The organism is Cellulosimicrobium sp. SL-1, assembly GCF_011033075.1.
GTDB classification, from domain to species: domain Bacteria; phylum Actinomycetota; class Actinomycetes; order Actinomycetales; family Cellulomonadaceae; genus Cellulosimicrobium; species Cellulosimicrobium funkei.
This window is the reverse complement of sequence record NZ_JAACJC010000002.1, coordinates 206,123-229,449: the sequence shown is the minus strand read 5'-3', so window position 1 is coordinate 229,449 and position 23,327 is coordinate 206,123. Positions and strand designations below refer to the sequence as shown.

17 protein-coding genes are annotated in these 23,327 nt (G+C 74.2%); 9 read left to right on the top strand and 8 right to left on the bottom strand.

Annotated elements, in window-relative coordinates; all coding sequences use genetic code 11:
• Positions 1 to 28 precede the first annotated feature (28 nt).
• From GWJ10_RS03645 to GWJ10_RS03630, 4 genes are all read left to right on the top strand, one after another.
• Entirely contained in the window at positions 29 to 1,048 is a 1,020-nt protein-coding gene (locus GWJ10_RS03645) for a sugar phosphate isomerase/epimerase (RefSeq protein WP_034651214.1), read from the top strand.
• Between the two features lie 33 nt (positions 1,049 to 1,081).
• Positions 1,082 to 2,356 (top strand): hypothetical protein, encoded by a 1,275-nt coding sequence (locus tag GWJ10_RS03640; protein ID WP_163185251.1) that lies wholly within the window; start codon positions 1,082 to 1,084, stop codon positions 2,354 to 2,356.
• A 132-nt stretch (positions 2,357 to 2,488) separates the two neighbouring features.
• A complete protein-coding gene (locus tag GWJ10_RS03635) occupies positions 2,489 to 3,721 on the top strand; it encodes a DUF916 domain-containing protein (protein ID WP_163185248.1) in 1,233 nt (410 codons plus the stop codon).
• Positions 3,722 to 3,951: 230 nt separating this feature from the next.
• Positions 3,952 to 6,777, top strand: a complete 2,826-nt coding sequence (locus GWJ10_RS03630) for a DUF11 domain-containing protein (RefSeq protein WP_163185245.1) — start codon at positions 3,952 to 3,954, stop codon at positions 6,775 to 6,777.
• A gap of 122 nt (positions 6,778 to 6,899) precedes the next feature.
• Here the strand turns inward: GWJ10_RS03630 and GWJ10_RS03625 are convergent, their stop codons facing one another.
• The 3 genes from GWJ10_RS03625 to GWJ10_RS03615 are packed head-to-tail and all read right to left on the bottom strand — an operon-like array spanning position 6,900 to position 10,777.
• On the bottom strand, positions 6,900 to 8,444 hold the full coding sequence (locus GWJ10_RS03625) for a glycosyltransferase 87 family protein (RefSeq protein WP_163185242.1): 1,545 nt from the start codon (positions 8,442 to 8,444) through the stop codon (positions 6,900 to 6,902).
• A gap of 47 nt (positions 8,445 to 8,491) precedes the next feature.
• Positions 8,492 to 9,805, bottom strand: a complete 1,314-nt coding sequence (locus tag GWJ10_RS03620; protein WP_163185239.1) for an MFS transporter — start codon at positions 9,803 to 9,805, stop codon at positions 8,492 to 8,494.
• Between the two features lie 60 nt (positions 9,806 to 9,865).
• Positions 9,866 to 10,777 (bottom strand): PhzF family phenazine biosynthesis protein, encoded by a 912-nt coding sequence (locus GWJ10_RS03615; protein WP_163185236.1) that lies wholly within the window; start codon positions 10,775 to 10,777, stop codon positions 9,866 to 9,868.
• A gap of 166 nt (positions 10,778 to 10,943) precedes the next feature.
• Between GWJ10_RS03615 and GWJ10_RS03610 the strand changes: the two genes are divergently transcribed.
• Both GWJ10_RS03610 and GWJ10_RS03605 read left to right on the top strand, forming a co-directional pair.
• On the top strand, positions 10,944 to 14,267 hold the full coding sequence (locus tag GWJ10_RS03610; RefSeq protein WP_076404239.1) for a family 16 glycoside hydrolase: 3,324 nt from the start codon (positions 10,944 to 10,946) through the stop codon (positions 14,265 to 14,267).
• A 271-nt stretch (positions 14,268 to 14,538) separates the two neighbouring features.
• Complete coding sequence (locus GWJ10_RS03605; protein WP_163185234.1) at positions 14,539 to 16,776, top strand: efflux RND transporter permease subunit; 2,238 nt, start codon at positions 14,539 to 14,541, stop codon at positions 16,774 to 16,776.
• On the opposite strand, the gene GWJ10_RS03600 is transcribed toward GWJ10_RS03605, so the two are convergent.
• Both GWJ10_RS03600 and GWJ10_RS03595 read right to left on the bottom strand, forming a co-directional pair.
• Positions 16,760 to 17,266 (bottom strand): FBP domain-containing protein, encoded by a 507-nt coding sequence (locus GWJ10_RS03600; RefSeq protein ID WP_163185232.1) that lies wholly within the window; start codon positions 17,264 to 17,266, stop codon positions 16,760 to 16,762. The two genes, GWJ10_RS03605 and GWJ10_RS03600, sit on opposite strands and share 17 nt — an antisense overlap.
• Before the next feature lie 489 nt (positions 17,267 to 17,755).
• Complete coding sequence (locus GWJ10_RS03595; RefSeq protein ID WP_163185229.1) at positions 17,756 to 18,136, bottom strand: VOC family protein; 381 nt, start codon at positions 18,134 to 18,136, stop codon at positions 17,756 to 17,758.
• A 189-nt stretch (positions 18,137 to 18,325) separates the two neighbouring features.
• Here GWJ10_RS03595 and atpC point away from each other — a divergent pair, with 189 nt between their 5' ends.
• The gene (atpC, locus tag GWJ10_RS03590; RefSeq protein ID WP_206158323.1) at positions 18,326 to 18,643 is read left to right on the top strand and encodes an ATP synthase F1 subunit epsilon; all 318 of its coding nucleotides are present in this window, start codon (positions 18,326 to 18,328) and stop codon (positions 18,641 to 18,643) included.
• A 4-nt stretch (positions 18,644 to 18,647) separates the two neighbouring features.
• On the opposite strand, the gene GWJ10_RS03585 is transcribed toward atpC, so the two are convergent.
• Positions 18,648 to 19,046 (bottom strand): VOC family protein, encoded by a 399-nt coding sequence (locus GWJ10_RS03585; protein WP_163185227.1) that lies wholly within the window; start codon positions 19,044 to 19,046, stop codon positions 18,648 to 18,650.
• Positions 19,047 to 19,137: 91 nt separating this feature from the next.
• Between GWJ10_RS03585 and GWJ10_RS03580 the strand changes: the two genes are divergently transcribed.
• Positions 19,138 to 19,386 carry a DUF2630 family protein gene (locus GWJ10_RS03580; protein WP_163185224.1) on the top strand — a complete coding sequence of 83 codons (249 nt, stop codon included), beginning with the start codon at positions 19,138 to 19,140 and terminating at the stop codon, positions 19,384 to 19,386.
• A 50-nt stretch (positions 19,387 to 19,436) separates the two neighbouring features.
• On the top strand, positions 19,437 to 19,688 hold the full coding sequence (locus GWJ10_RS03575; protein WP_021483231.1) for a hypothetical protein: 252 nt from the start codon (positions 19,437 to 19,439) through the stop codon (positions 19,686 to 19,688).
• A gap of 56 nt (positions 19,689 to 19,744) precedes the next feature.
• On the opposite strand, the gene metE is transcribed toward GWJ10_RS03575, so the two are convergent.
• Together metE and GWJ10_RS03565 are read right to left on the bottom strand one after the other, a co-directional pair.
• A complete protein-coding gene (gene metE / locus GWJ10_RS03570; protein WP_163185221.1) occupies positions 19,745 to 22,228 on the bottom strand; it encodes a 5-methyltetrahydropteroyltriglutamate--homocysteine S-methyltransferase in 2,484 nt (827 codons plus the stop codon).
• Positions 22,229 to 22,260: 32 nt separating this feature from the next.
• On the bottom strand, positions 22,261 to 23,322 hold the full coding sequence (locus GWJ10_RS03565) for a methylenetetrahydrofolate reductase (RefSeq protein ID WP_043655337.1): 1,062 nt from the start codon (positions 23,320 to 23,322) through the stop codon (positions 22,261 to 22,263).
• Between the last annotated feature and the right edge of the window lie 5 nt (positions 23,323 to 23,327).

The following is a 23,327-nucleotide window of genomic DNA, read 5'->3' as shown; positions in this document are numbered from 1 at the left end:
CCGGGGCGGCTCACCTCGAAGGAGAGACATGAGTTCACACCACCACCCGACGGTCTCGGCCAAGCCGATGACCCGTCGCAACCTGCTCAAGGCGCTCGCGGCGTCGTCGGTCGCCGTGGGCGTGGGGGCCGCCCTCGGTCCGTCGGCGGCGAACGCGCTCGGCGGCGCCCTCCCGACGGCGGTCGCGCCGTCCGGCGGGCGCAACCGGCTCGTGCCGGTGAACCGCATCGGCATCCAGCTCTACACCGTGCGGGACAAGGTCAGCTCGCTCGGGTTCCGAGCCGTGTTCGAGGAGCTCGCCGACATCGGCTACTCCGAGATCGAGTTCGCGGGCTACACGCAGGGGAGCGTCGGCGCGATCACGGTGCCGGAGATCCGGCAGCTGCTCGACGACAACGGCCTGCGGGCCGTCGGCGCGCACGTCAACCTCACCCCGGCGAACATCGACGCCGAGATCGAGAAGGCGCTCGCGCTCGGCATGCCGCACCTCGGTCAGGGCGGCCCCATCGCGGGCGGCTACGGCGGACCCATCCCCAAGGCGCAGTGGCTCCAGGCCTGCGAGACCTGGAACCAGATGGGCGAGAAGGCCCGCGCGGCGGGGCTCAAGCTCTACTCGCACAACCACGCCCAGGAGTGGGCGTTCACCAGCGACGACCCGAACCAGCGCGTCTACGACCTGCTGTGGGACAACCTCGACCCTGAGCTCGTGTTCTTCGAGATGGACGTCTACTGGGCGTACGTGGGCCGCCACCTGTACCCCGGGTTCGAGCCGATCGACTACGTCACGCGCGACCCGCGCCGCTTCCCGATCCTGCACCTCAAGGACGGCAAGACGAACGAGTCCAGCGGCAACGGCTACGACATCATCGAGTTCGGCGCCGGCGACATCCCCTACCAGGCGTTCCTCTCCCAGCTCCGCGACCGAGGGCAGCGGTTCGGGCTGTACGAGCAGGACAACGCGGCGACCGTGGCCGAGCCCGGCAACGCCCTCAACTCCCTGGGCAACGCCCGCCGCAGCTACGGCGAGATCTCCTCGCTCCGCGGCTGACGCGGACCGACCACACCTGACAAGGAGCATCACATGAAGTGGAAGTGGAAGGTCCCGGCCGCCGCGCTGCTCGCGGTGGCCACGGCCACGGCGGTCGCGCCCGCGGCGCAGGCCGCCGACGTCGAGTGCACGACCGACCTCGGCGACCGGACCGTCAGCGGCGACCTCGTCGTCCCCGGGGGCGCGGACTGCGTCCTCGGCGGCGCGACCGTCGAGGGCGACATCGTGGTCCAGCCGGGCGGCTGGCTCGACGCGACGTCCGTAACCGTGGGGGGCGACGTCGTCGCGACCGACGCGTACGGCGTGCTGCTCGACGGCACGAGCGTCACCGGGGACGTCAGCGTCTACTCGGCAGGCACCCGGAACGGGTTCCTGTACCTCAACGACCTCACCGTCGGGGGCGACGTCGCGGCCGGGGGCGTGGACGTCGAGATCAGCGACTCGACCGTCTCCGGCGGGCTGCTCACGCAGGAGGCGACCTACGTCGACCTGCTGCGCACGTCCGTGCGCGGCGACGCGACGCTCGACGGCTCCGCGTTCGGCGTGACGGTCGCGGGCGCCGTGGTCGGGGGCACGCTCACCGTGAGCAACGGTGCGCGCGACCTGCTCGTCGGCGCGACGGCGTCCGGCGAGGCCGACGAGTGGGGCAACGCGGTCGCGGGCGACCTCGTGCTCAGCGGCAACGCCGGCAACCTGCGGGTCGCGGGCACGGCGGTCCAGGGCACGATCCGCGCGACGGGCAACGACCCGGCCGCCGTCCTCGGGCCCGGGAACACCGCGGGCGGCGTCGAGGGCGACCACACCGGCGAGGAGCCGGGGGCCGCGCCCGAGGGCGACCAGGCCGTGGCCGTCACCGTGCCGCAGCAGTCCGGGGGCGAGCTCACGTGGTCGCTCGAGGGCTCGTCGCGCCTCGTCGACCTCGGCGTCGCCGACGAGGAGCTCAGCTACTACCAGGCCCAGGGCCAGCTCGTCCCCGTGCGCGTGCAGGACACGCGCGCGGGCGACCCGGCGTGGTCGGTCACCGGCCAGGTGTCCGACTTCACGGCGGGTGGCCAGACGGTCGACGGCAAGCACCTCGGCTGGACGCCGGGCGTCATCGAGAACGGCGGCGACGCGGTCGCCGGCGCCCCGGTCGCGTCCGGGTTCGACGAGGGCGAGGGCCTCAAGCAGGCGCGCACCCTCGCCCGGGCCGACGAGGGCCACGCGCGCGGCGCGTCCGTGGTCGGGGCCGAGCTCGACCTCAAGATGCCGCTCGACACCCCGCGCGGCACCTACACCGCGACGATCACGCTCACCGCACTGGGCTGATCCCGCGGGACACCGCACCCCGGCCCGGCACGGGCCGGGCGACCGGTCGGCCACCACGCACGCCGTGGTGGCCGGCCGGTCCGGCGGCTCTCGTCCGAGCCGCCCCACCTGCACCGACGAAGGACCGAGCGCATGACCCACCGCCGCACCTCTCCCGCCCCCGCGTCCCGCGCCCTGCGCGCGCTCGCCGGGCCCCTGCTCGCGCTCGCGCTCCTCGGCGCGCCCGCCGCCGCCGCGCTCCCCGGGGACGCCGCGGCCCCCGGCCACGTCGCGCCCGCCGCGCGGACCGCCGTCGTGACTGACGACGCCCCCGCGCCCGACCCGGAGCAGACCGTGCAGTGGGGCGTGCGCCCGGGAGACACCGCCCAGGGCGTCGACCGGCCCAACTTCGCGTACTCGCTCGCGCCCGGCGGCTCGCTGCGCGACAGCCTCGTCGTCTCCAACCACGGCGACACCCCGCTCGCGCTCGCCGTCTACGCCGCCGACGGCTTCCTCACCGACGACGGCACGCTCGACCTCCTCCCCGCGGGCGAGGAGTCGACCGCGCTCGGGTCGTGGATCGCCCTCGACCAGGCCGAGGTCGAGATCCCCCCGCAGGAGCGTGTCGAGGTCCCCTTCACCGTCACCGTGCCCGACGACGCGACCCCGGGTGACTACGCCGCCGGAGTCGTGTCGTCCCTCGTCGTGGTCGCCGAGGACGGCGTCACGACCGACCGGCGGCTCGGCTCGCGTGTGCACCTGCGGGTCCAGGGCGAGCTCGCCCCGGCGCTCGCGGTCGACGACGTGCGGCTCGCCTACGACGGCACGCTCAACCCGTTCGCGCCCGGCAGCGCGACCGTCACGTTCACCGTGACGAACGAGGGCAACGCGCGCGTCGCCCCGGCGACCGCTGTCCGCGTCGCCGGCCCGTTCGGGCTCGGCGCGACGGCCGCGACCGACGTCGACGTGCCCGAGCTCCTCCCCGGCTCGTCCGTCGAGCGGACCGTCGAGGTCGACGGCCTCTGGCCGCTCGGTCGCGAGGTCGCGACGCTGACGGTCGGCGGAGAGGTCGTGCCGCTGCCCGGGACGGTGCCCGACCCGGAGGTCGTCGTGCCGGGCGTCGTCGCGACCGCCGCCACCTGGGCCGTGCCGTGGGTCGCGCTCGGCCTCCTCGTCCTCGTGGCGCTGCTCGTCGTCTGGCGCGTCCGCGCGCGGCGCCGGGCGCGTACCGCCCAGCAGCGCGCGGTGGACACCGCCGTCGCGGCCGCGCTCGCCGAACGTGCCGCAGACGGGGCGGACGACTCCTCGGCCGGAGTCTCGTCGGGCGCCACCGAGGTCGTGGGCGCACCCGGCCGCGAGACGACCGGACCGGTGCACGAGGGGTGATCTGCGGCGCGACGCCCCTCCGCGGATCGTTTGCCACCTGGTGTGACACGTATCACACTGATCAGGTTGTGGTGGCCAGGAGGTGGCACGGTCGCGCCTCTTCTCCGGATGCAGGGCGTCCGGTTCGACGCGGCCGGGGTCGGTCGCGACAGTCGACGTGCAAGGGGACTGCGATGCGCCGCTGGGGTGCCGTACTGGCTGTGCTGCTGGCGTTCGGTTCGATGGTCGGGGTGGCCTCCTCGGCCCAGGCCGCCCCGGGAGATCCCTTCCCGACGGGGCCGGGACTGGTCTGGGTGGCGCAGGGCACCGCGCGTGGTGAGCCGACGACGCTCTACCAGGCGGTGCAGGGCGGCGGGGCGGTCACCTTCGTGCCGCAGGGGCCGGCGTACCAGGTCGGCTACAACGCCATGAGCCTGCACGAGTCCGACATGTACCTGTACGCGATCAACGACAACAACCGGTTGGTCCGCATCGGGCAGGGCGGCGTGGTGACGAACCTGGGGCTCGTGGGGCTCCCGCTCAACACGGCGCTGAACTTCAACCAGGCGGCGTTCGGCGAGGGTGCGGCGTCCGACATCCTCTTCACCCGGTTGGCCCAGACGGACCAGAGCCTCTACGCGGTCAACGTCGTCTCGCGCACGACGACGCGCATCCAGCTCTCCGCCAACGTCCCGAACATGTCGGACATGGTGTGGTCGGGCGGGTACCTCTGGGGCCTCTACGGGGAGGGAAACCGTCTGTACCGGATCGATCCGGTGACCGGGGCCGTGCTGTCCGTGCCCGTCACCGGCCTGCCGGCCAATCCGTACGGCGCCCAGTGGGTGTACGGCAACGGGAACGTGGGCGTCTCGAACAACGTCACGGGGCGCGTCTACCAGTTCACGATCAACGACCCCACGTCCTCGGCGCCGTCGATCACGATCGTGTCCTCCCAGCCAGGACCGGCGAACACGCAGAACGACGGTGCCTCCTACCGAGGCCTCCCGGTCGACCTGTCGATCTCGAAGACCGCCGCCCCCGTTACCGTCTCGCCCGGCGGCACCCTCACCTACACGCTGACGGTGACGAACGACGGCCCTGGCGACTCCTCCGGGTACGTCGTCACGGACGCGCTCCCCGACCAGCTGACGAGCCCGAACACCACGACCACCGGCTGCACGATCACGGGCCAGCAGCTGACGTGTGCTGGTGGTGCGCTGGCGTCGGGTGCCAGCACCACGATCCAGGTCACCGGCCTCGTCGGGACGGTGACCGCATGCTTCGCCAACGCGGCCACCGTGACGGGGAACGAGGCCGACCCGTCGCTCGCGAACAACACCGACAACGTCACGGTGTGCCCGCCCGACGCCATCCCGCCCACGTTCAGCGTGTCCAAGGCGGCCAGCGTCTCGACACCGGCCTTCGTCGACCCCGGTGACACCGTGACGTACACGGTCACGGTCACGAACACGGGGGCGACGGCGTTCACCGACGACGCCCCGGCCGCGTTCACCGACGACCTCGGGAACGTCCTGGACGACGCGACCGTCACCGACGGCCCGACGGTCACCTCCGGGGGAGGGGCCGCGACGTACGACTCGGCGGCGGGCGCCGTGGCCTGGTCCGGGCCCCTGCCCGTCGGGGGGACGGTCACCGTCACCTACACCGTCACCGTCTCGGACCCGGACACCGGTGACCATCTCCTGACGAACGCGGTCGTGCCCGGCGCCAACGGCGAGTGCGCGAGCGACTCGGCCTGCGAGGCGGTCACGCCGGTCGCAGGGTTCACGGTCACGAAGACGGCCTCGGCCGCGCAGGCGGATCCCGGCGACACCGTGACGTACACCGTCACGGTGACCAACGTCGGGCAGGTCGCGTTCGGCGGATCGACCGACCCGTCGACGAGCCAGGCACAGCTGACCGACTCCCTCGCGGGTGTCCTGCCCTTTGCCACCTACAACGGCGACGCGACCGGCGGCGGGACGCTCGAGGGTGACGTGCTCTCCTGGGCGATCGACCTCCCCGTCGGCGCGAGCGCGACCTTGACGTACTCCGTGACCGTCGACCCGGAGATCGAGGGCCCCGCCACCCTGACGAACCTGGTCGTCCCCGGTGACCACGGCCAGTGCGCGCCCGCTGCAGCCTGCACGACGGACACCCCCGTCGCCGGGTTCGTGGTGTCCAAGACGGTCTCCACCGCGACGGCCGAGGTCGGGAGCACGGTGACCTACACCGTGACGGTCCGCAACACCGGTGCGGTCGCGTACACCGCCGAGGATCCCGCGGGGTTCGTCGACGACCTCAGCGGGGTGCTCGACGACGCGACCTACAACGAGGACGCGACCGGGGGAGCCGTGCTCGACGGGACGGACCTCACCTGGTCCGGCCCGCTCGACGTCGGTGCGACGACGACGATCACCTTCTCGGTGACGGTGAGCTCTCCCGACGCCGGCGACCGCACCCTGGCCAACGTCGTCGTCCCCGGCGACGGCGGCCTGTGCGACCCCGACCTCACCTGCACGACCGAGACACCTGTCGCCGGGTTCGTGGTGTCCAAGACGGTCTCCACCGCGACGGCCGAGGTCGGGAGCACGGTGACCTACACGGTGACGGTCCGCAACACCGGTGCGGTCGCGTACACCGCCGAGGATCCCGCGGGGTTCGTCGACGACCTCAGCGGGGTCCTCGACGACGCGACCTACAACGAGGACGCGACCGGGGGAGCCGTGCTCGACGGGACGGACCTCACCTGGTCCGGCCCGCTCGACGTCGGTGCGACGACGACGATCACCTTCTCGGTGACGGTGAGCTCTCCCGACGCCGGCGACCGCACCCTGGCCAACGTCGTCGTCCCCGGCGACGGCGGCCTGTGCGACCCCGACCTCACCTGCACGACGACGACCACCGTCCCAGGTCCTCCCGCGCCCCCGAGCCCCGGTGAGCCTGGCCGGCCTGGCGCGTCGCCCAGGACGCTACCGATGACCGGTGGGGACGCCGTGCCCGCTCTCGCCCTCGCTGCCGCTCTGCTGCTCACCGGCGCCGGTGCGCTCCGGACGGCTCGGCGTCGGAACCACTGAGGAGCCCCCCCGGAAGGGCGGAGGAAGGGCGGAGGGCGAGCGGACTAGGCCGACCGGCGGCGCCTCCTCGGCTCGGTCACCGGCACGTGGCGCACGTGCCTGCTGCGTGCGAGGTCGCGAGCTCAGTCCCCCGGCCGCGTGACGTCGTCGTGCGGGACGAGCACCTGCACCCCCGGCCGGTCGACGACGGTCGTCGTCGTGGCGTCGAGGGTCTGCCAGGTCTCGTCGCTGAACCCGTTGCCGGTCGACCGCACGAGCACGGCGGACGACCCCGACGTCAGGTAGCGCAGCGCCTCCTCCTGCCACGCGAGGTTCCGACGGCGCGGCACCGGCTCGCCGGCGGCGTCCCGAGCGCCGTGGTCGTACGAGTACCCCGACAGGTCCACGGGGAGCTCGCAGCCGCGCTCGAGGTCGCGGCTCAGCACGTCGAGGACGGCGAGGACCCCGGGGGAGTCGGCGCGGACGCAGCCGTCGTCGGGGAGCGCCGCCGCCACCTCGGCCGTCGGGAACGGGGCGAGGCGCGGTGCGGTCTGCACCGCGGCCACGAGGAGGGCTGTGGCGCCGATGCTCAGGAGCGCCCCCGCCGCGACCCTGCCCGGGCGGGGCAGGAGCGAGCACGCGGCGGCCAGGACGAGGACCAGCGCCGGTGCCGAGAACGCCGCGTACTGCGGGTACGCGGACGGCGAGAGCAGCAGGACGCCGACCTGCACCGCGAGCAGCACGACCCACAGCCGCCCGCGCCGCCCGACCCACGCCGCGACCGCGGCGACCGTCGCGAGCGCCAGCACGGTCCATGCCACGGCGAGCTGCTCCTGCTCCGGCACGAGGTCGCGCAGGCCGCCGGTCCCCGTGAGCCACACGAGCCGCTGCTCGAGGTCCGTCGTCGCCGGGGGCCGGGTGAGCTGGTCGAGCACGACCATGCGGACCATGTCCGACCCCGCGGCGAGGAGGAACGGGCCGAGGACCGCCACCAGCGCGACGACAGCGCCCGTGGCCGCACGGGCCGCGGTGCGCCACCCGGCGGCGAGCAGCAGCCAGAGGAGCACGACGAGCAGCGGCACCACGCCCCAGATCTTGACCGTCGCACCGAGCCCGAGGACGGCCCCGCCCGCCCAGAGCCACGGGCGCTCGCGGCCGGTGCCCTCCTGGCGCCGGTCGAGGCCGCGGAGCAGCAGCACGACCCCGCCGAGCAGGCACAGGGAGCCGAGCGGTTCGAGGAGCGTGAGCCGCTCGGCCCACGCCGCGGCGTACGACAGCGCGTAGAGGACGCCGCCCACGACGGCCGCCGTCGTGCCCCACCGGCGCGCCACGCGCGTCACGAGCACGGCGTTGGCCGCGCCGACGAGCATGATGCCGACGCGCGCTGCGACCAGGGCGTGGTCGTCGCTCGTCCACGTGGTGAGCGCCGCGAAGGGCGTCAGGGCGAGCGTCGAGCCGGGCGGGTGCAGCAGGAGGAAGTCGCGGTAGGGCACGCGGCCGTGCACGAGCGCCACCGCGGCCGAGAAGTACACGCCGTCGTCGTAGCCGCGGTACCCGCCGATCCCGGCCGAGCCGCCGACGAGGTGCCACCGCACGAGGAACGCCAGGCCCGCCACGACGGCGGCCACGACCCACCCCCACCGCGCGGCAGCGGGCGCTCGGCGCGGGGCACGGGCTGCCAGGCTCACACCCGCCAGTGTGCGCCGGGGCCGCGGCGGGCGCGCGACGCGTCCCCCTAGCGGGACCCGACCGGGCGCTCCCGGCCGGGCTCCGGCAGGTCGTCGGCCGGGGCGGGCGCCGCCGGACGCGGCAGGGGCCGGACCTGGCCCGCGACCGCGAGGGACAGCACCGTGGCGGCGCAGATCACGAGGAGCGCGTGGCGGGCCCCGACGCCGTCGACCAGCAGGCCGAGCAGCGGGGGAGCGCTCAGCATCGCGACCGTGGAGAACGACGTCGCGACCGCGACGCGGGGTGCGGCGTGCGCGGGGTCGTCGGACGCCGCGGCGATCGCGACGGGGTTCGCGAGCGCCGCACCGCAGCCCCACAGGACGATGCCGACCCAGGCGAGCGGGAGCGTGGGCGCGAGGCCGAACACGAGGAGCCCGACGAGCGCGGAGGCGCCCGACGCCCGGAGCACCGCGACGCGACCGAACCGGTCGATGAGCCCGGTGCCCGCGAACCGGAACACCGTCATCGCGCCGACGAACGTCCCGTACGCCACCGCGCCGAGCGCCTCGCGCACGTCGAACCCGTCGACCACGGCGATGGACAGCCAGTTGCCCGCCGAGCCCTCGGAGAGCGACGACGCGAGCAGCACGAGCCCGATGAGGAGGGTGCGCGGCTCGCGCCACGCGGCGAGCGCCGCCCGGACGCCCGCGCCGCGCCGGGGTGCGGGGGCGCCGTGGGCCGCCGCCGTGCGCGCCGCGGCACGCTCGGGCGCGATCGCCGTCGCGGGCGCGATGAGGAGCGCACGGGCCGCCGTGACGACGAGCGTGACGACGACGACCTGCGTGGCGATGCCCACGTGCGCCCACGAGAACGCCGCGGCGACGAGCGCCCCGCACGCCGCCCCGATGGAGAAGGCCGCGTGGAAGTGGGGGAGGATCGCACGCCCGACGTGCTGCTCCACCGACGCCGCGCAGATGTTGATGGGCACGTTGGTCAACGCGCCGCACATGCCGTTGAGGAACGCGCCCGCCGCGAACACGCCGACGCTGCCGGTCGCCGTGCCGAGCGCGACGAGGCCGAACCCGACGACGTTCGCGGACGTCGCGACGACGAGCGTCGTGCGGCTGCCGAAGCGCGCGACGACCGCGCCCGTCACGACGACGGCCGTGAGGGTGCCGACCCCGCCCACGACGAGCAGCGCGCCGAGCTGGCCCGAGCTCAGCCCGAGCGCCTCGCGCACCGACGGCAGGCGGCTCATCCACGACGTGCCGATGACGCCGAACAGCGCGAACTGCACCATGAGCGCCCACCGCGCGCGCGAGACCACGGCGCGGTCCGTCAGGGCGCGCGCCGGTCCGGAAACCGGAGGGTTTGTTGACACTTGCCCGAGTCTACGGAGCGGGCGGGCCTCCGGGCCTCCGTTTTCCGCGGCGGCGACCCGTCAGAGGCGGACGGTCCCCGCGACGCACGTGACGCTCGACCCGCCGACCCAGACGGTCCCGGCGCCGTCGCGCTCGACGTGCACGCGCCCCGCCCGGCCGAGCGCGGCGCCCTGGGCGGCGACGTAGCGCCCGGGGAGGCGGCCGTCGCGCGTGAGCCACTGCCCGACGACGGCGTTGAGGCTCCCGGTGACCGGGTCCTCGGGGATGCCCATGGCGAGCGCGAACCCGCGCACCTCGACGGCGGTGCCGTCGGGGCCGCCGTCGTCCCCGTGCAGGCCGGCGACGCCCACCGAGAGGTCGGGGTGCTCCGCGCGCAGCCGGGTCCAGTCGGGCGTCAGCCGCGCGACGCGCGCGGCGGAGTCGAGCAGGACGACGCGCCAGCCCGGCCCGTTGTCGAGCACGCGGTGGTCGAGCACGGCCTCGTCGGGGACGCCGAGCGCGGCGACGATCGCCGCGAGGTCGTCGGCCGGGACCGGCTCGTCGGCGAGCAGCGCGGGCGCGGCGAACGCGAGCCGCTCCGTGCCCTGCTCGCGCCGGATCGTCACGAGCCCGACGCCGCACTCCTGCACGACGACGTCCCCCGCGCGCGGGCTGCCGCCCGCCTCGAGCCACGCGTGGCACGACCCGAGCGTCGGGTGGCCCGCGAACGGCAGCTCGCCCGCCGGGGTGAAGATCCGCAGGCGGTAGTCGGCGCCGCCCGCTACGCCGTCGGGCGTGGGCGGCAGGAGGAACGTCGTCTCGGAGAGGTTGGTCCAGCGCGCGAAGGCGGCCATCTGCTCGTCCGTGAGGCCGACGGCGTCGAGCACGACCGCGACGGGGTTCCCGAGGGTCGGCGTGCGGGTGAAGACGTCGACCTGGGCGAACGGGCGGGACGCGGTCCGGTCGGCGATGTCTCCGTGGCGTGCGGTCATGCCGTGAGCGTACGTCCCCGCTGATGGGAGCACTTTTGTCGACGGTGCGACGGAAGTTGTAGACACATCGATAGAACGGGGGCTAGCCTGTCCAGCGTTGTCATCGACGGGGCCAGGCAGGGGTTACGCTCCGTGGACTCGTAGTCCGACCGAGTAAGGAGCAACGATGCTCGAACGCACCAGCCTGCCGGTGTCCCGCCGGATCAGGTACCGACGCGGCGCGGCCGCCCTCACCCTCGGCGCCCTGGTCGTCGCGGGCTGGGCCGTCCCCGCCGCGGCCGATCTCCCCGAGCAGGAGCCCGGCGTCACGCTGCGGACCTTCCAGCTCGCGCAGAACCCCGGCGGGGTCTGCACCCTGAAGTCCGGGCAGACGCCCAACGTCGACAAGCTCATGCCGACCATCGACTGGTCCACGGCCGAGCAGTTCGGCGCCGAGGACAACTTCATCTCGCAGGTGAGCGCGAACCTGCACGTCCCGGCGGACGGCCAGTACCAGTTCCGCGTGACCAACGACGACGGCGCGCTCGTCTACATCGACGGCCAGCTCGTCCTCGAGAACGACGGCCCCAACGACTCGACCTCCGTCGAGGGCAGCGCGACGCTCACCGCAGGCGTGCACGACCTGCGGGTCGACTACTACGAGGGCAGCGACAAGCAGCGCCTCACGCTCGCGTGGAAGACGCCGGGCAGCTCCTCCTTCCAGGTGATCCCGACCTCGGCGCTCAGCACCGAGGCCGGCGTCGTGCGCGTGACCGCGCCCGGCTACAAGTACTGCGAGGGCGCGACCGACACGGCCGGCGACGGCCTGCGGCTCGACTCCGTCAACCCCAACTACGAGCTCGTCGACCTGCGCCCCGCGGGCTTCGAGCCCAAGGTCTCCGGCCTGGCGTTCACGCCGGACGAGCAGCTCGCCGTCGTGACGACGGGCGAGGTCAGCTCCGGCGGCTGGCGCCCCGACCCGGTGTCCGGTGAGGTCTACTTCCTCGACGGCGTCACCACGGCCGACGGCCCCGAGGACGTCACGGCGACGCTCGTCGCGGACGAGCTGCTCAACCCTATGGGCATCGAGGTCGTCGAGGACTCGATCTTCGTCTCGGAGCGGTACCAGCTCACGCAGCTCACCGACCCCGACGGCGACGGCTTCTACGACACCCACACGAAGATCGCGGAGTGGCCCGACGGCGGCAACTTCCACGAGTTCGCGTTCGGCCTGATCCACGACGAGGACTACTTCTACGTCAACCTCTCCGTGGCCATCAACAACGGCGGCGCGACCACCAACCCGCAGCCCGCGGCCAACCGCGGCACGTCGATCAAGATCGACCGCGAGACGGGCGAGGTGAGCTACGTCGCGGGCGGCCTCCGCACGCCGAACGGCATCGGCTTCGGCCCCGAGGGCGAGATCTTCGCGACGGACAACCAGGGTGCCTGGCTGCCGTCGAACAAGCTCATCCACATCCAGCAGGACAAGTTCTACAACCACTACACGAACCCGGCCGGGCCGTTCGACTCGAACCCCGTCGCCCCGCCGGCCGTGTGGCTGCCGCAGAACGAGATCGCCAACTCCCCGGGCAACCCGATCCTCGTCGAGGACGGCGAGTTCGCGGGCCAGATGCTGCTCGGCGACGTCACGTACGGCGGCATCCAGCGCGCGTTCCTCGAGAAGGTCGACGGCGAGTTCCAGGGTGCGGTCTTCCGCCACACCGCGGGCCTCGAGGTCGGCGTGAACCGCGTCATCTACGGCCCCGACGGCGCGCTCTACGCCGGCGGCACCGGTGAGGGCGGCAACTGGGGCGAGTCCGGCAAGCTCCGGTTCGGCCTCCAGAAGCTCGTCCCCGTCAACGAGGACTCCTTCGACATGAAGGAGATGCGCGTGGTCGAGGGCGGCTTCGAGATCGAGTACACCGACCCGGTCTCCGACGAGGTCGTCGAGAACCTCGCCGACGCGTACCAGATCAAGCAGTGGCGCTACGTGCCGACGCAGCAGTACGGCGGCCCGAAGGTCGACGAGCAGCCGCTCTTCGTCACGGACGCCCAGGTGTCCGAGGACCGCACGACCGTCACGCTGAAGATCGACGGTCTCAAGCCCGGCCACGTCGTCTACGTCCGGTCCCCGCGCCCGTTCGCCTCGGCCGACGGCGCGGAGCTCCTCAGCACCGAGGCCTGGTACACGCTCAACTCGCTGCCCGGCTACGTCGCCCCGGCCGACCGCGGCTGGTACGAGGCGGAGCTGGCCCAGCCCCTCGGCGGCTCGAGCATCGGCTCGGACCACAGCAACTACTCCGGCTCCGGCTTCGCCGCGGGCATGACGAGCGTCGGCTCCGGCCGCACGTTCTCCGTGACCGTCCCCGAGGCGGGCACCTACCCGGTGAACGTGCGCTACGCCAACGGCATCCACCCGTATACCGAGCTGCGGTCCAAGAACGTCTCGCTCCACGTGAACGGCCAGGACCTCGGCCAGTGGAACTTCCCGACCACGGGGAGCTGGAAGGACTGGGGCGTGCAGACGCGCGACCTCGAGCTCCAGGCGGGCACGAACACCATCACGCTCGCGTACGAGACGGGCGACCAGGGCAACATCAACATCGACGTGCTCTCGATCGGCGAGAACCCGGACATCTGCACCCCGGGCGAGGTCGAGGACGGCTACACCGCCCTCTTCGACGGCACCCTCGCGAGCCTCCAGGCGGGCTGGCGCATGGCCGGTCCGGGTGGCTTCGGCCGCCAGGAGGACTGCTCGATCCAGGGCGCGGGCGGCATGGGCCTGCTCTGGTTCAACCAGGAGCTCGGGGACAGCTACAGCCTGAAGCTCGACTGGAAGCTCCTCAAGGACGACAACGGCGGCGTGTTCGTCGGGTTCCCGAACCCGGGCGACGACCCGTGGGTGGCCGTCAACAAGGGCTACGAGATCCAGATCGACGCGACGGACGCCGCCGACCGCACCACGGGTGCCATCTACACGTTCCAGGGTGCCGACGCCGCGGCCGTCGAGGCCTCGCTCAAGCCGGTCGGCCAGTGGAACGCGTACGACATCCGCGTCGAGGGCGACCGCATCCGGGTCTACCTCAACGACGTGCTCGTCAACGACTTCACGAGCAGCGACCCGGCCCGCCTGGTCAACAGCTTCGTGGGGATCCAGAACCACGGCAACGGCGAGATGGTCAACTACCGGAACATCCGGTTCAAGGAGCTGACCGACGAGCCCGTCGAGGAGCTCGCGATCTCGACGACGGTCCAGACCCGCTGCCTCGCGGGCAAGGTCTACGTCGCGGTCCGTGCCACGAACGACGACACGGTGCCGGCGGACGTCACGCTCACGACGCCGTTCGGGACGAAGACGGTGACCGGCGTCCAGCCGGGTGCCTCCGCGTACCAGTCGTTCGCGACGCGTGCCACGTCGGTCGAGGCCGGCGTCGCGCAGGTCTCCGCGACCGGTGACGGCCGGACGTTCGAGGCGGACGCCGCCTACGAGGCCGTCAGCTGCGGCTGAGCCGATGACCCGGGGCGGGCGGCGTGAGCCGTCCGCCCCGGGTCGCACCGGGCGGGGGCGGCGGCACGAGCCGCCCCCGCCCGACCCGTCTCGTCCGGCGCCCGGCAGGGCGTCCCCGCAGGGCGGAGCGCGGTCCGACGGCGCTCCCACCCTCGCGTAGGGTGCTCACGTCCGCGCGCTGCCGCACGGACGCACCGCACGAACGTCGTGGGCGAGCCGGCCGAGGCCGACCCCACGACTCCCCGACGAGTTCCCGACGAGGGGAGCCCCCATGACGCTCGGACGCCTCCTGCACCGGACCGGACGGTTCGCCGCCCGCCGCCGGGGCGTGGTCCTCGTCGTCTGGGCCGTCCTCCTCGTCGCGGGCGCCGTGCTCGGCGGGGCGGTCTTCGACAAGACCTCCGACGTCGACCCCGCCCCGCCGGGCAGCGCGTCCGCCCTCGCGGCGGAACGCCTCGAGGAGCTCGCCCCCGAGGGGGAGACCGTCGTCGCGGTGCTGTCCGGCCGCGACCACTTCTCCGCCGACCTCATCGCCCAGGCGAGCGAGGTCATGCACGGCATCCGCGCGATGCCCGGCGTCGTGGAGCTCTCCGACGCCTACACCGGCGGCGGGCTCATCGCCGACGACGCGCAGGGCTCGCTCGTCGTCGTCGAGCTCGACCCCGCGCTGTCCGACGACGAGGCGCTCGCCCTCGCGCACCGCGTCGCCGACGCGCTGCACACCGTCGACACCCCCGAGGTGCTCGTGGGCGGTGCGCTGCTCGCGGAGGAGGCGTTCGTCGAACAGGCGATCACCGACGCCGCGGTGGGCGAGGGGATCGCGATCGCGGTGCTCCTCGTCGTGCTCGTCGTCGTCCTCGGCGGCCTGCGGGCCGGCCTGGTCCCGCTGCTCTCCGCGCTCGCCGCGATCGCGGTCGCGCTGCTCGTGCTCAGCGGGCTGCTCGGCGTCGTGCCCGTCAACGAGTTCGCCGTGAACGTCGTGACGCTGCTCGGTCTCGGCCTCACGGTCGACTACTCGCTGCTCGTGCTCGCGCGCTTCCGCGAGGAGCGCGCCGCGTCTCCGGGCCTCCCGCTCGACGAGCTCGTCGGGCGCACGCTGGCGACCGCCGGCCGCGCCGTGCTCGCCTCCGGCCTCGCCGTCGCCATCTCGCTCGCCGGGCTCCTCCTGCTCGGCGACTCCCTGCTCTCCGGCATGGCGGTGGGCGGGGCGATCGTCGTGCTCGTCGCGACCGTCGCCGGGCTCACGCTCGTCCCCGCGCTCGTCGCGACGTGGCACCGCGCGATCCCCGCGCCGGGCGCGCGCACGTGGTCCCACCCGTGGACGGGCCGCGGCGGCGCCGGCACGCTGGGCCGGCTCGCGCGCACCGCGCAGCGCCACGCCGTGCTCGTCACGCTCGGCGCGACGGCGCTCCTGCTCGCCCTCGCGGCGCCCCTCGGCTCGCTCACGCTCGGCAGCTCGGAGGTCCGCTCGCTGCCCGCCGACGCCGAGGCGCGCCTCGCCGCCGACGCCACCACCTCCCGCTTCGCCGACCTCGGCGTCGCGCCCGTCACCGTGCTCGTGGAGGGCCCGGTCGACGACCCGGCGGTGCCCGAGCTGCTCGACCGGGCCGCCGCCCTGCCCGGCGTCGAGGACGCCATGCAGGACACCGGCTACCCGCCCGAGGTCACCGTCGTCGACCTCACGCCCGACGTCGGCCCGGGCGGCGACGCGACGGCCCAGGAGGCGCAGGACCTCGTGCACGCCGTGCGCGCCCTCGACACCGACCTGGAGGTGCGGGTCGCCGGACCGGCCGCCGAGGTCGTCGACACCCAGGAGCACCTCGCGCAGCGGCTCCCGCTCGCCGCCGGGGTCGTGGTGCTCGCGACCTTCGTGCTGCTCTTCCTGCTCACCGGCTCGCTCGTGGTGCCGCTCAAGGCCCTCGTGCTCAACCTCCTCACGCTCGCGGCGACGCTCGGCGTCCTCGTCTCCGTGTTCCAGCACGGCGTCGGCGCCTCGCTCCTCGGGTTCGAGCCGTGGGGCGCGCTCGACGTCACCACGCCCCTGCTCGTCGGCATGCTCGTGTTCGGCCTCTCGACCGACTACGAGGTGTTCCTCCTGTCTCGCACCGCGGAGGAGTGGCGCGCCCGCGCGCCCGGCGAAGACCCGCGCGTCGCGAACGACCGGGCCGCGCTCCGCGGCATCACCGCGTCCGGCCCGGTCGTCACGACGGCGGCCGTCGCCATCGGCATCGTGTTCCTCGGCTTCGCGGCGGGCGAGCTCGTCGCGATGAAGGAGGTCGGCGTCGGCATGGCCGTCGCCGTGCTCCTCGACGTCACCGTCGTGCGCGGGCTGCTGCTGCCCGCGACGATGACGCTCCTGGGCCGGTGGAACTGGTGGCCCTCCTGGCGCGGGGGAGAACCCGGGTCCGCCGACGTAGAGCCCGGGTCCGCCGAGGGAGACCCCGGGTCCGCCGAGGGAGAGCCTGGGTCCGCCGAGGTAGAGCCGCGGTCGGTCACACGTCGCGCATGACCTCGGTGACGAAGCGCGCGGAGCGCTCGCGGAGGCCGTCGACGCGGAGCTCGACGAACAGCTCGCGCATCGACTCGTCGTCGCCCATCTCGGTGCGGGTGGGCGCCCGGCGGACGTTCTGCGAGCAGAGGAACTGCGTGCAGATGAGGGTGCCGACGGTGTTGCCGCGGCGCCCGGCGGCCCCGGCGCGGCGCGCCACGTAGAGGCTGACGTCGTCCGTCACGACGACGTCCTCGCACCACGCGCACACGGCGCGCTTGCGCCGTCCGCCCGTCTTGGCGTCGGTCGAGCGCAGCAGGACGCCGCGCGGATCGTCGTCGACCTCCACGACGGCGTACGCGAGGAGCGGGGCCTTGCGGTCGCGCCACCCGAGGTAGTCGAGGCGGTCCCAGTCGAGCGTGTCGAGGTCGGGGAGGGTCGCCTGCGCGGCCTCGCGCTTGGACGCGTTGACGAACGACGCGCGGATCTGCTTCTCGGTCAGGGGGTTCATGGGTTCGCTGCTTCCGTGTCAGGACGGTCCGCGGCCCGGCGGGCGTGCACGACGACGCGTGCTCGCCCGGGCGCACGACGGCGCCTCCGGGGGCGGGGAGGACGGCGTGCCCGCAGCCGTCGCGTCGTGACCGGCGCGGCCGGGCGACGACGGGGTCGTCGGACGGCGGTGCGCCCCGGAGCGCGGCGGCCGTCGGGGACGACGGCCCGCGGCCCGGTGGTCTCAGCGGGTGACGGTGCGGGGGGAGAGGGCGCCCGAGCAGGCCGTCATGGCCACCTCGCAGCCTGCGGTGCCGTGCATCCGCGTCTCCTCGTCCCGTGCGGCGCGCCGTCGGCGCGATCCTGATCCGTGGTCGTGCCCGTCCGGCACGACGGACGGCTGCCCACGGCAACCGTCACCCTCGATGGTGCGCCTCGGCACCCGCCGTCGTCAACGTGATTGCCGCCCGGGCCGCCGCGCACCGCTGGCTCGACCGGCCGACGCCGTCCCTCAGGACGTCGCCCAGACGCCCAGCTCGTTGCCGCTCGGGTCGAGGAAGTGGAACCGACGGCCGCCGGGGAACTCGTACGGGCCCTCGACCACCTCGCCGCCCGCGTCCCGCACGGCGGCGAGCGTCGCGTCGAGGTCCTCGGAGAACAGCAGGACGAACGGACCGCCGCGGGTCACGCCGTCGGACTCGGCCAGACGCAGACCGCCGGCCTCGTCCGCGCCGGACTCCGCCGCCGTGCGGATCCCGGAGTACCCGGGGCCGTAGGGGACGAACTCCCAGCCGAAGGCCGCGCCGTAGAAAGCCTGCGCGGCGGCGAGGTCGGTCACGGGGAGCTCGACGTAGTCGATCGAGTGGTGGATGCCGTGCGCGTGGGTGCTCATGCGCCCATCGTGACGTGGGCCACCCACGGTCGCCGCGCGGGCCGCCCGCGGGCCGCTCGCAGGCACCACCGCGGCGGGCGCTTCCCCGGTGACCTTCGACCCCGACCGGGTGACGAAGTGCCGGGCCCGGCGAGCGGGTCGCCCGGCCAGACTCGGGGGTTCCGCCGTCCACCGTCCGGGAGGAACTCCGTGCCCGTCGCCCTGCCGTCCCCGTCCGAGACCGCCGCACCCGCCGGGGAGCGGCTGGTGTCCGTGGAGGTGGTGGTGCCGTCCGGGGTGTTCTGGGCGGGGGAGGCGCGGAGCGTGACGGTCCCCGCGGCGTCGGGCACGCTGGGCATCCTGCCGCGGCACCAGCCGGTCGCGGCGTCGCTCACGGCGGGCCGGGTGCGTCTGCGCACCCCGGACCGCCCGACGGCCGAGCTGCGGATCGGGGGCGGGTTCCTCGTCGTCGACCAGGACGAGGTGACGATCCTCGCCGACGACGCGACGTGGGTGCCGGCCCGCTAGCCCGCTACGCGGGGTCGGTCGTCGTCCCGAGCTGCACGACGACGACCCGGTGCCCGTCGGGGTCGTGGACGTGCGCGAACCGGTCGCCGGTGTCGGCGTCGGCGTCGGGCCCGACGAACGGCTCGACCCCGGCCGCGGCGAGGCGCCCGAGGGTCGCGTCGAGGTCGTCGACGTAGAGCACGAGGTTGGGCAGGCCGTGCCGCACGAGCGGGGCGCCGCCCTCGGGGAGCGGCACGAGCCACAGGCCGGGCTCGTCGACGCGTCCGGGGCCGACGTGGAGCAGGGGGAACCCCTCCGTCTCCCCCTGGAACAACGTGCGGAAGCCGAACCCGTCGGCCCAGAACGCGGCGCTCGCGTCGAGGTCGCGGCAGAGCAGGACCGTGCGCCCGATCGTGGTCGTCATGCGACGAGCCTAGGGCGCACCGCCGACGCCGCGCCCGTGTGGGGCCCGGCCTCCCGGGCGCGCCCGCGCCGTCGGGCATACCGTGGACGGCATGACGACCGACGGCGGCATCCGCAGCACGATCAGCGAGCTCGTGGCGCAGGAGCACCGGCTCCGGGGGCAGCTCGCCCGGGGCGAGATCTCGGGCCCGCAGGAGCAGGAGCGGCTCCGCGCGATCGAGGTCGAGCTCGACCAGTGCTGGGACCTGCTGCGCCAGCGTGGCGCCGCCCGGGAGTTCGGCGGCGACCCCGATGCGGCGACGGTGCGAGACCCCGGTACGGTGGAGAACTACCTGGACTGATCGCCGACGGCGACGTCCGGCTCCCGTTCCGACCTCAGAAGGAGAACCCCATGACCACGTCCAGCGAGCAGGCGGCGCACAGCCCCCTCCCCACCGGGACCGAAGGGCGCGACATCCCCGGTCACGCGGGCGCGGTCGCACGGTTCGTCGTGGCGTTCGCGCTGTTCGTCGGCGGGCTCGTGCTCATGGGGTCGGGCATGTCCGGCGTCGACGGCGGTGTGTGGCTCTTCGTGGGCGGCCTCGCGGCGGCGACGCTCGCCTTCGCCCTCCCGATGGCGGGCACGGGCACGACCGAGCGCTGACACCCTCGACACGGAGGCCGGGTCCTGACGGGACCCGGCCTCCGGCGTCTCCGGGGTCAGCCGAGCGTGGCCCGGACGGCCTTCGCCGCGGTGACGAGGTGCTCGAGCGACGGCACGGTCTCCTCGTAGCGGCGGGTCTTCAGGCCGCAGTCGGGGTTGACCCAGACGACGCGCGGGTCGATCGACTTCACGGCGAGCTCCAGCAGCTCGGTGACCTCCTCCGTCGAGGGCACGCGCGGGCTGTGGATGTCGTAGACGCCCGGCCCGATGCCGCGCGAGTACCCGGCGTCGCGCAGCTCCGGCACGATCTCCATGCGCGAGCGCGCCGCCTCGACCGACGTCACGTCGGCGTCGAGGCCGTCGATCGCGCCGATGACCTCGCCGAACTCCGAGTAGCACAGGTGCGTGTGGATCTGCGTTGCCGCCTCCACGCCCGACGTCGCGAGCCGGAACGACCCGACGGACCAGTCGAGGTACGCCGGCTGGTCCGCGCGGCGCAGCGGCAGGAGCTCGCGCAGCGCGGGCTCGTCGACCTGGACGATCCCGATGCCGGCGGCCTCGAGGTCCGCGATCTCGTCGCGCAGCGCGAGGCCCACCTGGTTCGCCGTGTCGCCGAGAGGCTGGTCGTCGCGCACGAACGACCACGCGAGGATCGTCACGGGCCCGGTGAGCATGCCCTTGACGGGCTTCTCGGTGAGCGACGCCGTGTACGCGGACCACTCGACCGTGATCGGCGCGGGCCGCGTCACGTCGCCCCACAGGATCGGCGGGCGCACGCAGCGCGACCCGTACGACTGCACCCAGCCGTTCGCCGTGACCGCGAACCCGTCGAGGTGCTCCGCGAAGTACTGCACCATGTCGTTGCGCTCGGGCTCGCCGTGCACGAGGACGTCGAGGCCCAGCTCCTCCTGGATCGCGACGACGCGCGCGATCTCCTCACGCATCGCGGTCGTGTAGTCCGCGTCCGACAGCTCGCCCTTCGTCCACAGCGCGCGGGCGCGGCGGATCTCCGGCGTCTGCGGGAACGAGCCGATCGTCGTCGTGGGCAGCGGCGGCAGGTTCAGGCGCTCCTGCTGCGCGGCCGCACGCTCGGCGTAGTCACCGCGCGCGAAGTCCGCGTCGGTCAGCGCGGCCGCACGCTCGCGCACCGCGGGCACGACGACGCCGCTCGCCTCCGCGCGCGACGCCACCGCCGCGCGGGACGCCTCGATCTCCTCCGCGACGGCGTCGCGACCCTCGGTCAGCGCGCGGGCGAGCGTCGCGACCTCGCCGACCTTCTGGTCCGCGAACGCGAGCCAGTCGCGCAGGCGCGGGTCGAGCGTCGTGCCCGACGCCGTGCCGGGCTCGGCGAACGTCTCGTCCTCGACGTCGTGCGGCACGTGCAGCAGCGACGTCGACGTGCCGACGGCGACCGCGCCCGCACCGAGGCTGCGCGCGGCGGTCAGCGTGTCGAGCTTTGCCGAGAGGTCGGCGCGCCACACGTTGTGCCCGTCGATCGCGCCGACGACGAGCGTCTTCGTCAGGAGGTCGTCGTAGGGCGAGTCCGGAAGGTCCGCACGGACGGCGTCGATCGCGATCGCTTCGACGTCCGTGCCCGCGAGGGTCGCCAGGAAGTCGAAGGTCGCGCCGTCGCCGTCCGGCGACGTCTCCAGCCCGCCGAACGGCGTGGCGACGAGGATCGCGGGCCGCGCGTCCTGCGCCGAACCAGGGGTTGCCGCCGGGTTTGCGGACGAGGCCGCCGAAGACCCCGGGCTCGGCACCGGGCGGAGGTCGGTCGCGAGGGCGCGGTACGCGGACCCCACGGCGGCGGCGAGCTCGGTGAACGGCACGTCGACCGAGTCGGTGACGAGGATCGGCTCGTCGAGCTGGACCCACGGCGCCCCCGCCGCGGCGAGCGCGCGCAGCAGGTCGGCGTAGGCGGCGACGACGTCGTCGAGGCGGTCGAGCGGCGAGTACCCGGCGGGCGCGTCGTCCGCGGCCTTGGACAGCGCGAGGAACGTCACCGGCCCGACGACGACGGGCCGCGTCACGACGCCGGCGTCCTTCGCCTCGACGAACTCGCGCACGACGCGGTCGTCGACGAAGCGGATCGGGGTGTCCGGGCCGATCTCGGGGACCAGGTAGTGGTAGTTCGTGTCGAACCACTTGGTCATCTCGAGCGGGGCGTCGTCCCCCTGGCCGCGCGCCACGGTGAAGTAGCCCGCGAGGTCGAGGCGACCGGCGTCGTCGGTCAGCGACGCGAACCGCGACGGGACCGCCCCGAGGGAGGCGGCGACGTCGAGCACCTGGTCGTAGAAGGAGAACGAGCCGGGGACGGACGCGTCGTCGGCGCCGAGGCCGAGGTCGACGAGCCGGCGGACGGTCGCGAGGCGCAGCTCGCGGGCCGTGGCCTCGAGCTCCTCGGCCGAGGTCTTGCCGGCCCAGAACGCCTCGACGGCCTTCTTCAGCTCGCGGCGGCGGCCGATGCGCGGGTAGCCGAGCACGGTGCCGGCGGGGAAGCCGACCGGGTTCTGGGTAGGGGAGGGTACGGAAGTGGCCATGATCGAAACCTCTTGCTGGTCCGGAGGACCGGTCAGACGGGCGCGCCGTGCGTGGCGGCGCTCGTCGTGGGCAGGGAGGTGCCGGTGACCCACGGCCCGCTGGCCAGGTCCGGGACGAGCGGGGCGGCGGCGGCGCTGGCGCCGCCCCCGGTCCCGACCGACCCGCCGCCGAGGTGGACACCCTCGAGCAGGTCAAGAGCGGCGCGGTGCTTGTTGAACGTGTACACGTGCAGACCGGGCGTGCCCGCGTCGAGGACGCGCTGCGCGAGGTCGACCGAGTACGCGATCCCGTAGGCGTGCTGCGCCTCCGGGTCGGGCAGGGCGTCGAGCGCGTCCAGCAGGTGCTGGGGTGCGCGCACGCCCGTGAGCTCCTCGACGCGACGGAGCCGCGCGGGCTCCGTCGTGGGCAGCAGCCCGGCGAGGATGGGGATCGTCACGCCGGCCGCGCGGGCCTCGGCGACGAAGTCGGTGTACGACGACGCGTCGTAGAAGAGCTGCGTGATCGCGAAGCTCGCGCCGGCCTGCTGCTTCTGCCAGAGGCGGCGCACCTCCTGGGTGCGCGTCGTGCCGGCGGCGGGGTTGCCGTCGCAGAACGTCGCGACGGCGATCGTCAGCGGCCGGGCCGCGCCGCGCAGCGCGACGGCCGGGTCGGACGCGCAGCGCGACGCCTCGACCTCGCGCAGCAGGGCGACGAGCTCGGTCGACGACCGGACGCCGTCGGGCGCGGGCTGCCAGTCCGGCTGGTCGCGCGGCGGGTCGCCCCGCAGCGCGAGGAAGCTCCGCACGCCCTCGTCGAGGAAGTCGGTGATGACCGACTCGACGTCCTCGCGCGACGCCCCGACGCACGTGAGGTGCGCGATCGGCAGCACGGGCGTGCCCTGGAGCAGGCGTCCGACGACCTGGCGCGCGGTCGCGCGGTCGGTGCCCGCGGCGCCGTACGTCACGGACACGAAGTCGGGGTGCGTCGCGACGAGACGGCGTGCCGTCTCCCAGAACTTCGGGGCCGCGTCCGGTCGGCGCGGGGGCATGAGCTCGAACGACACCGTCGGCCGAGGACGGCCCGGACGGTGCGCGAAGGATGCCTCTGAGGTCATGCGTC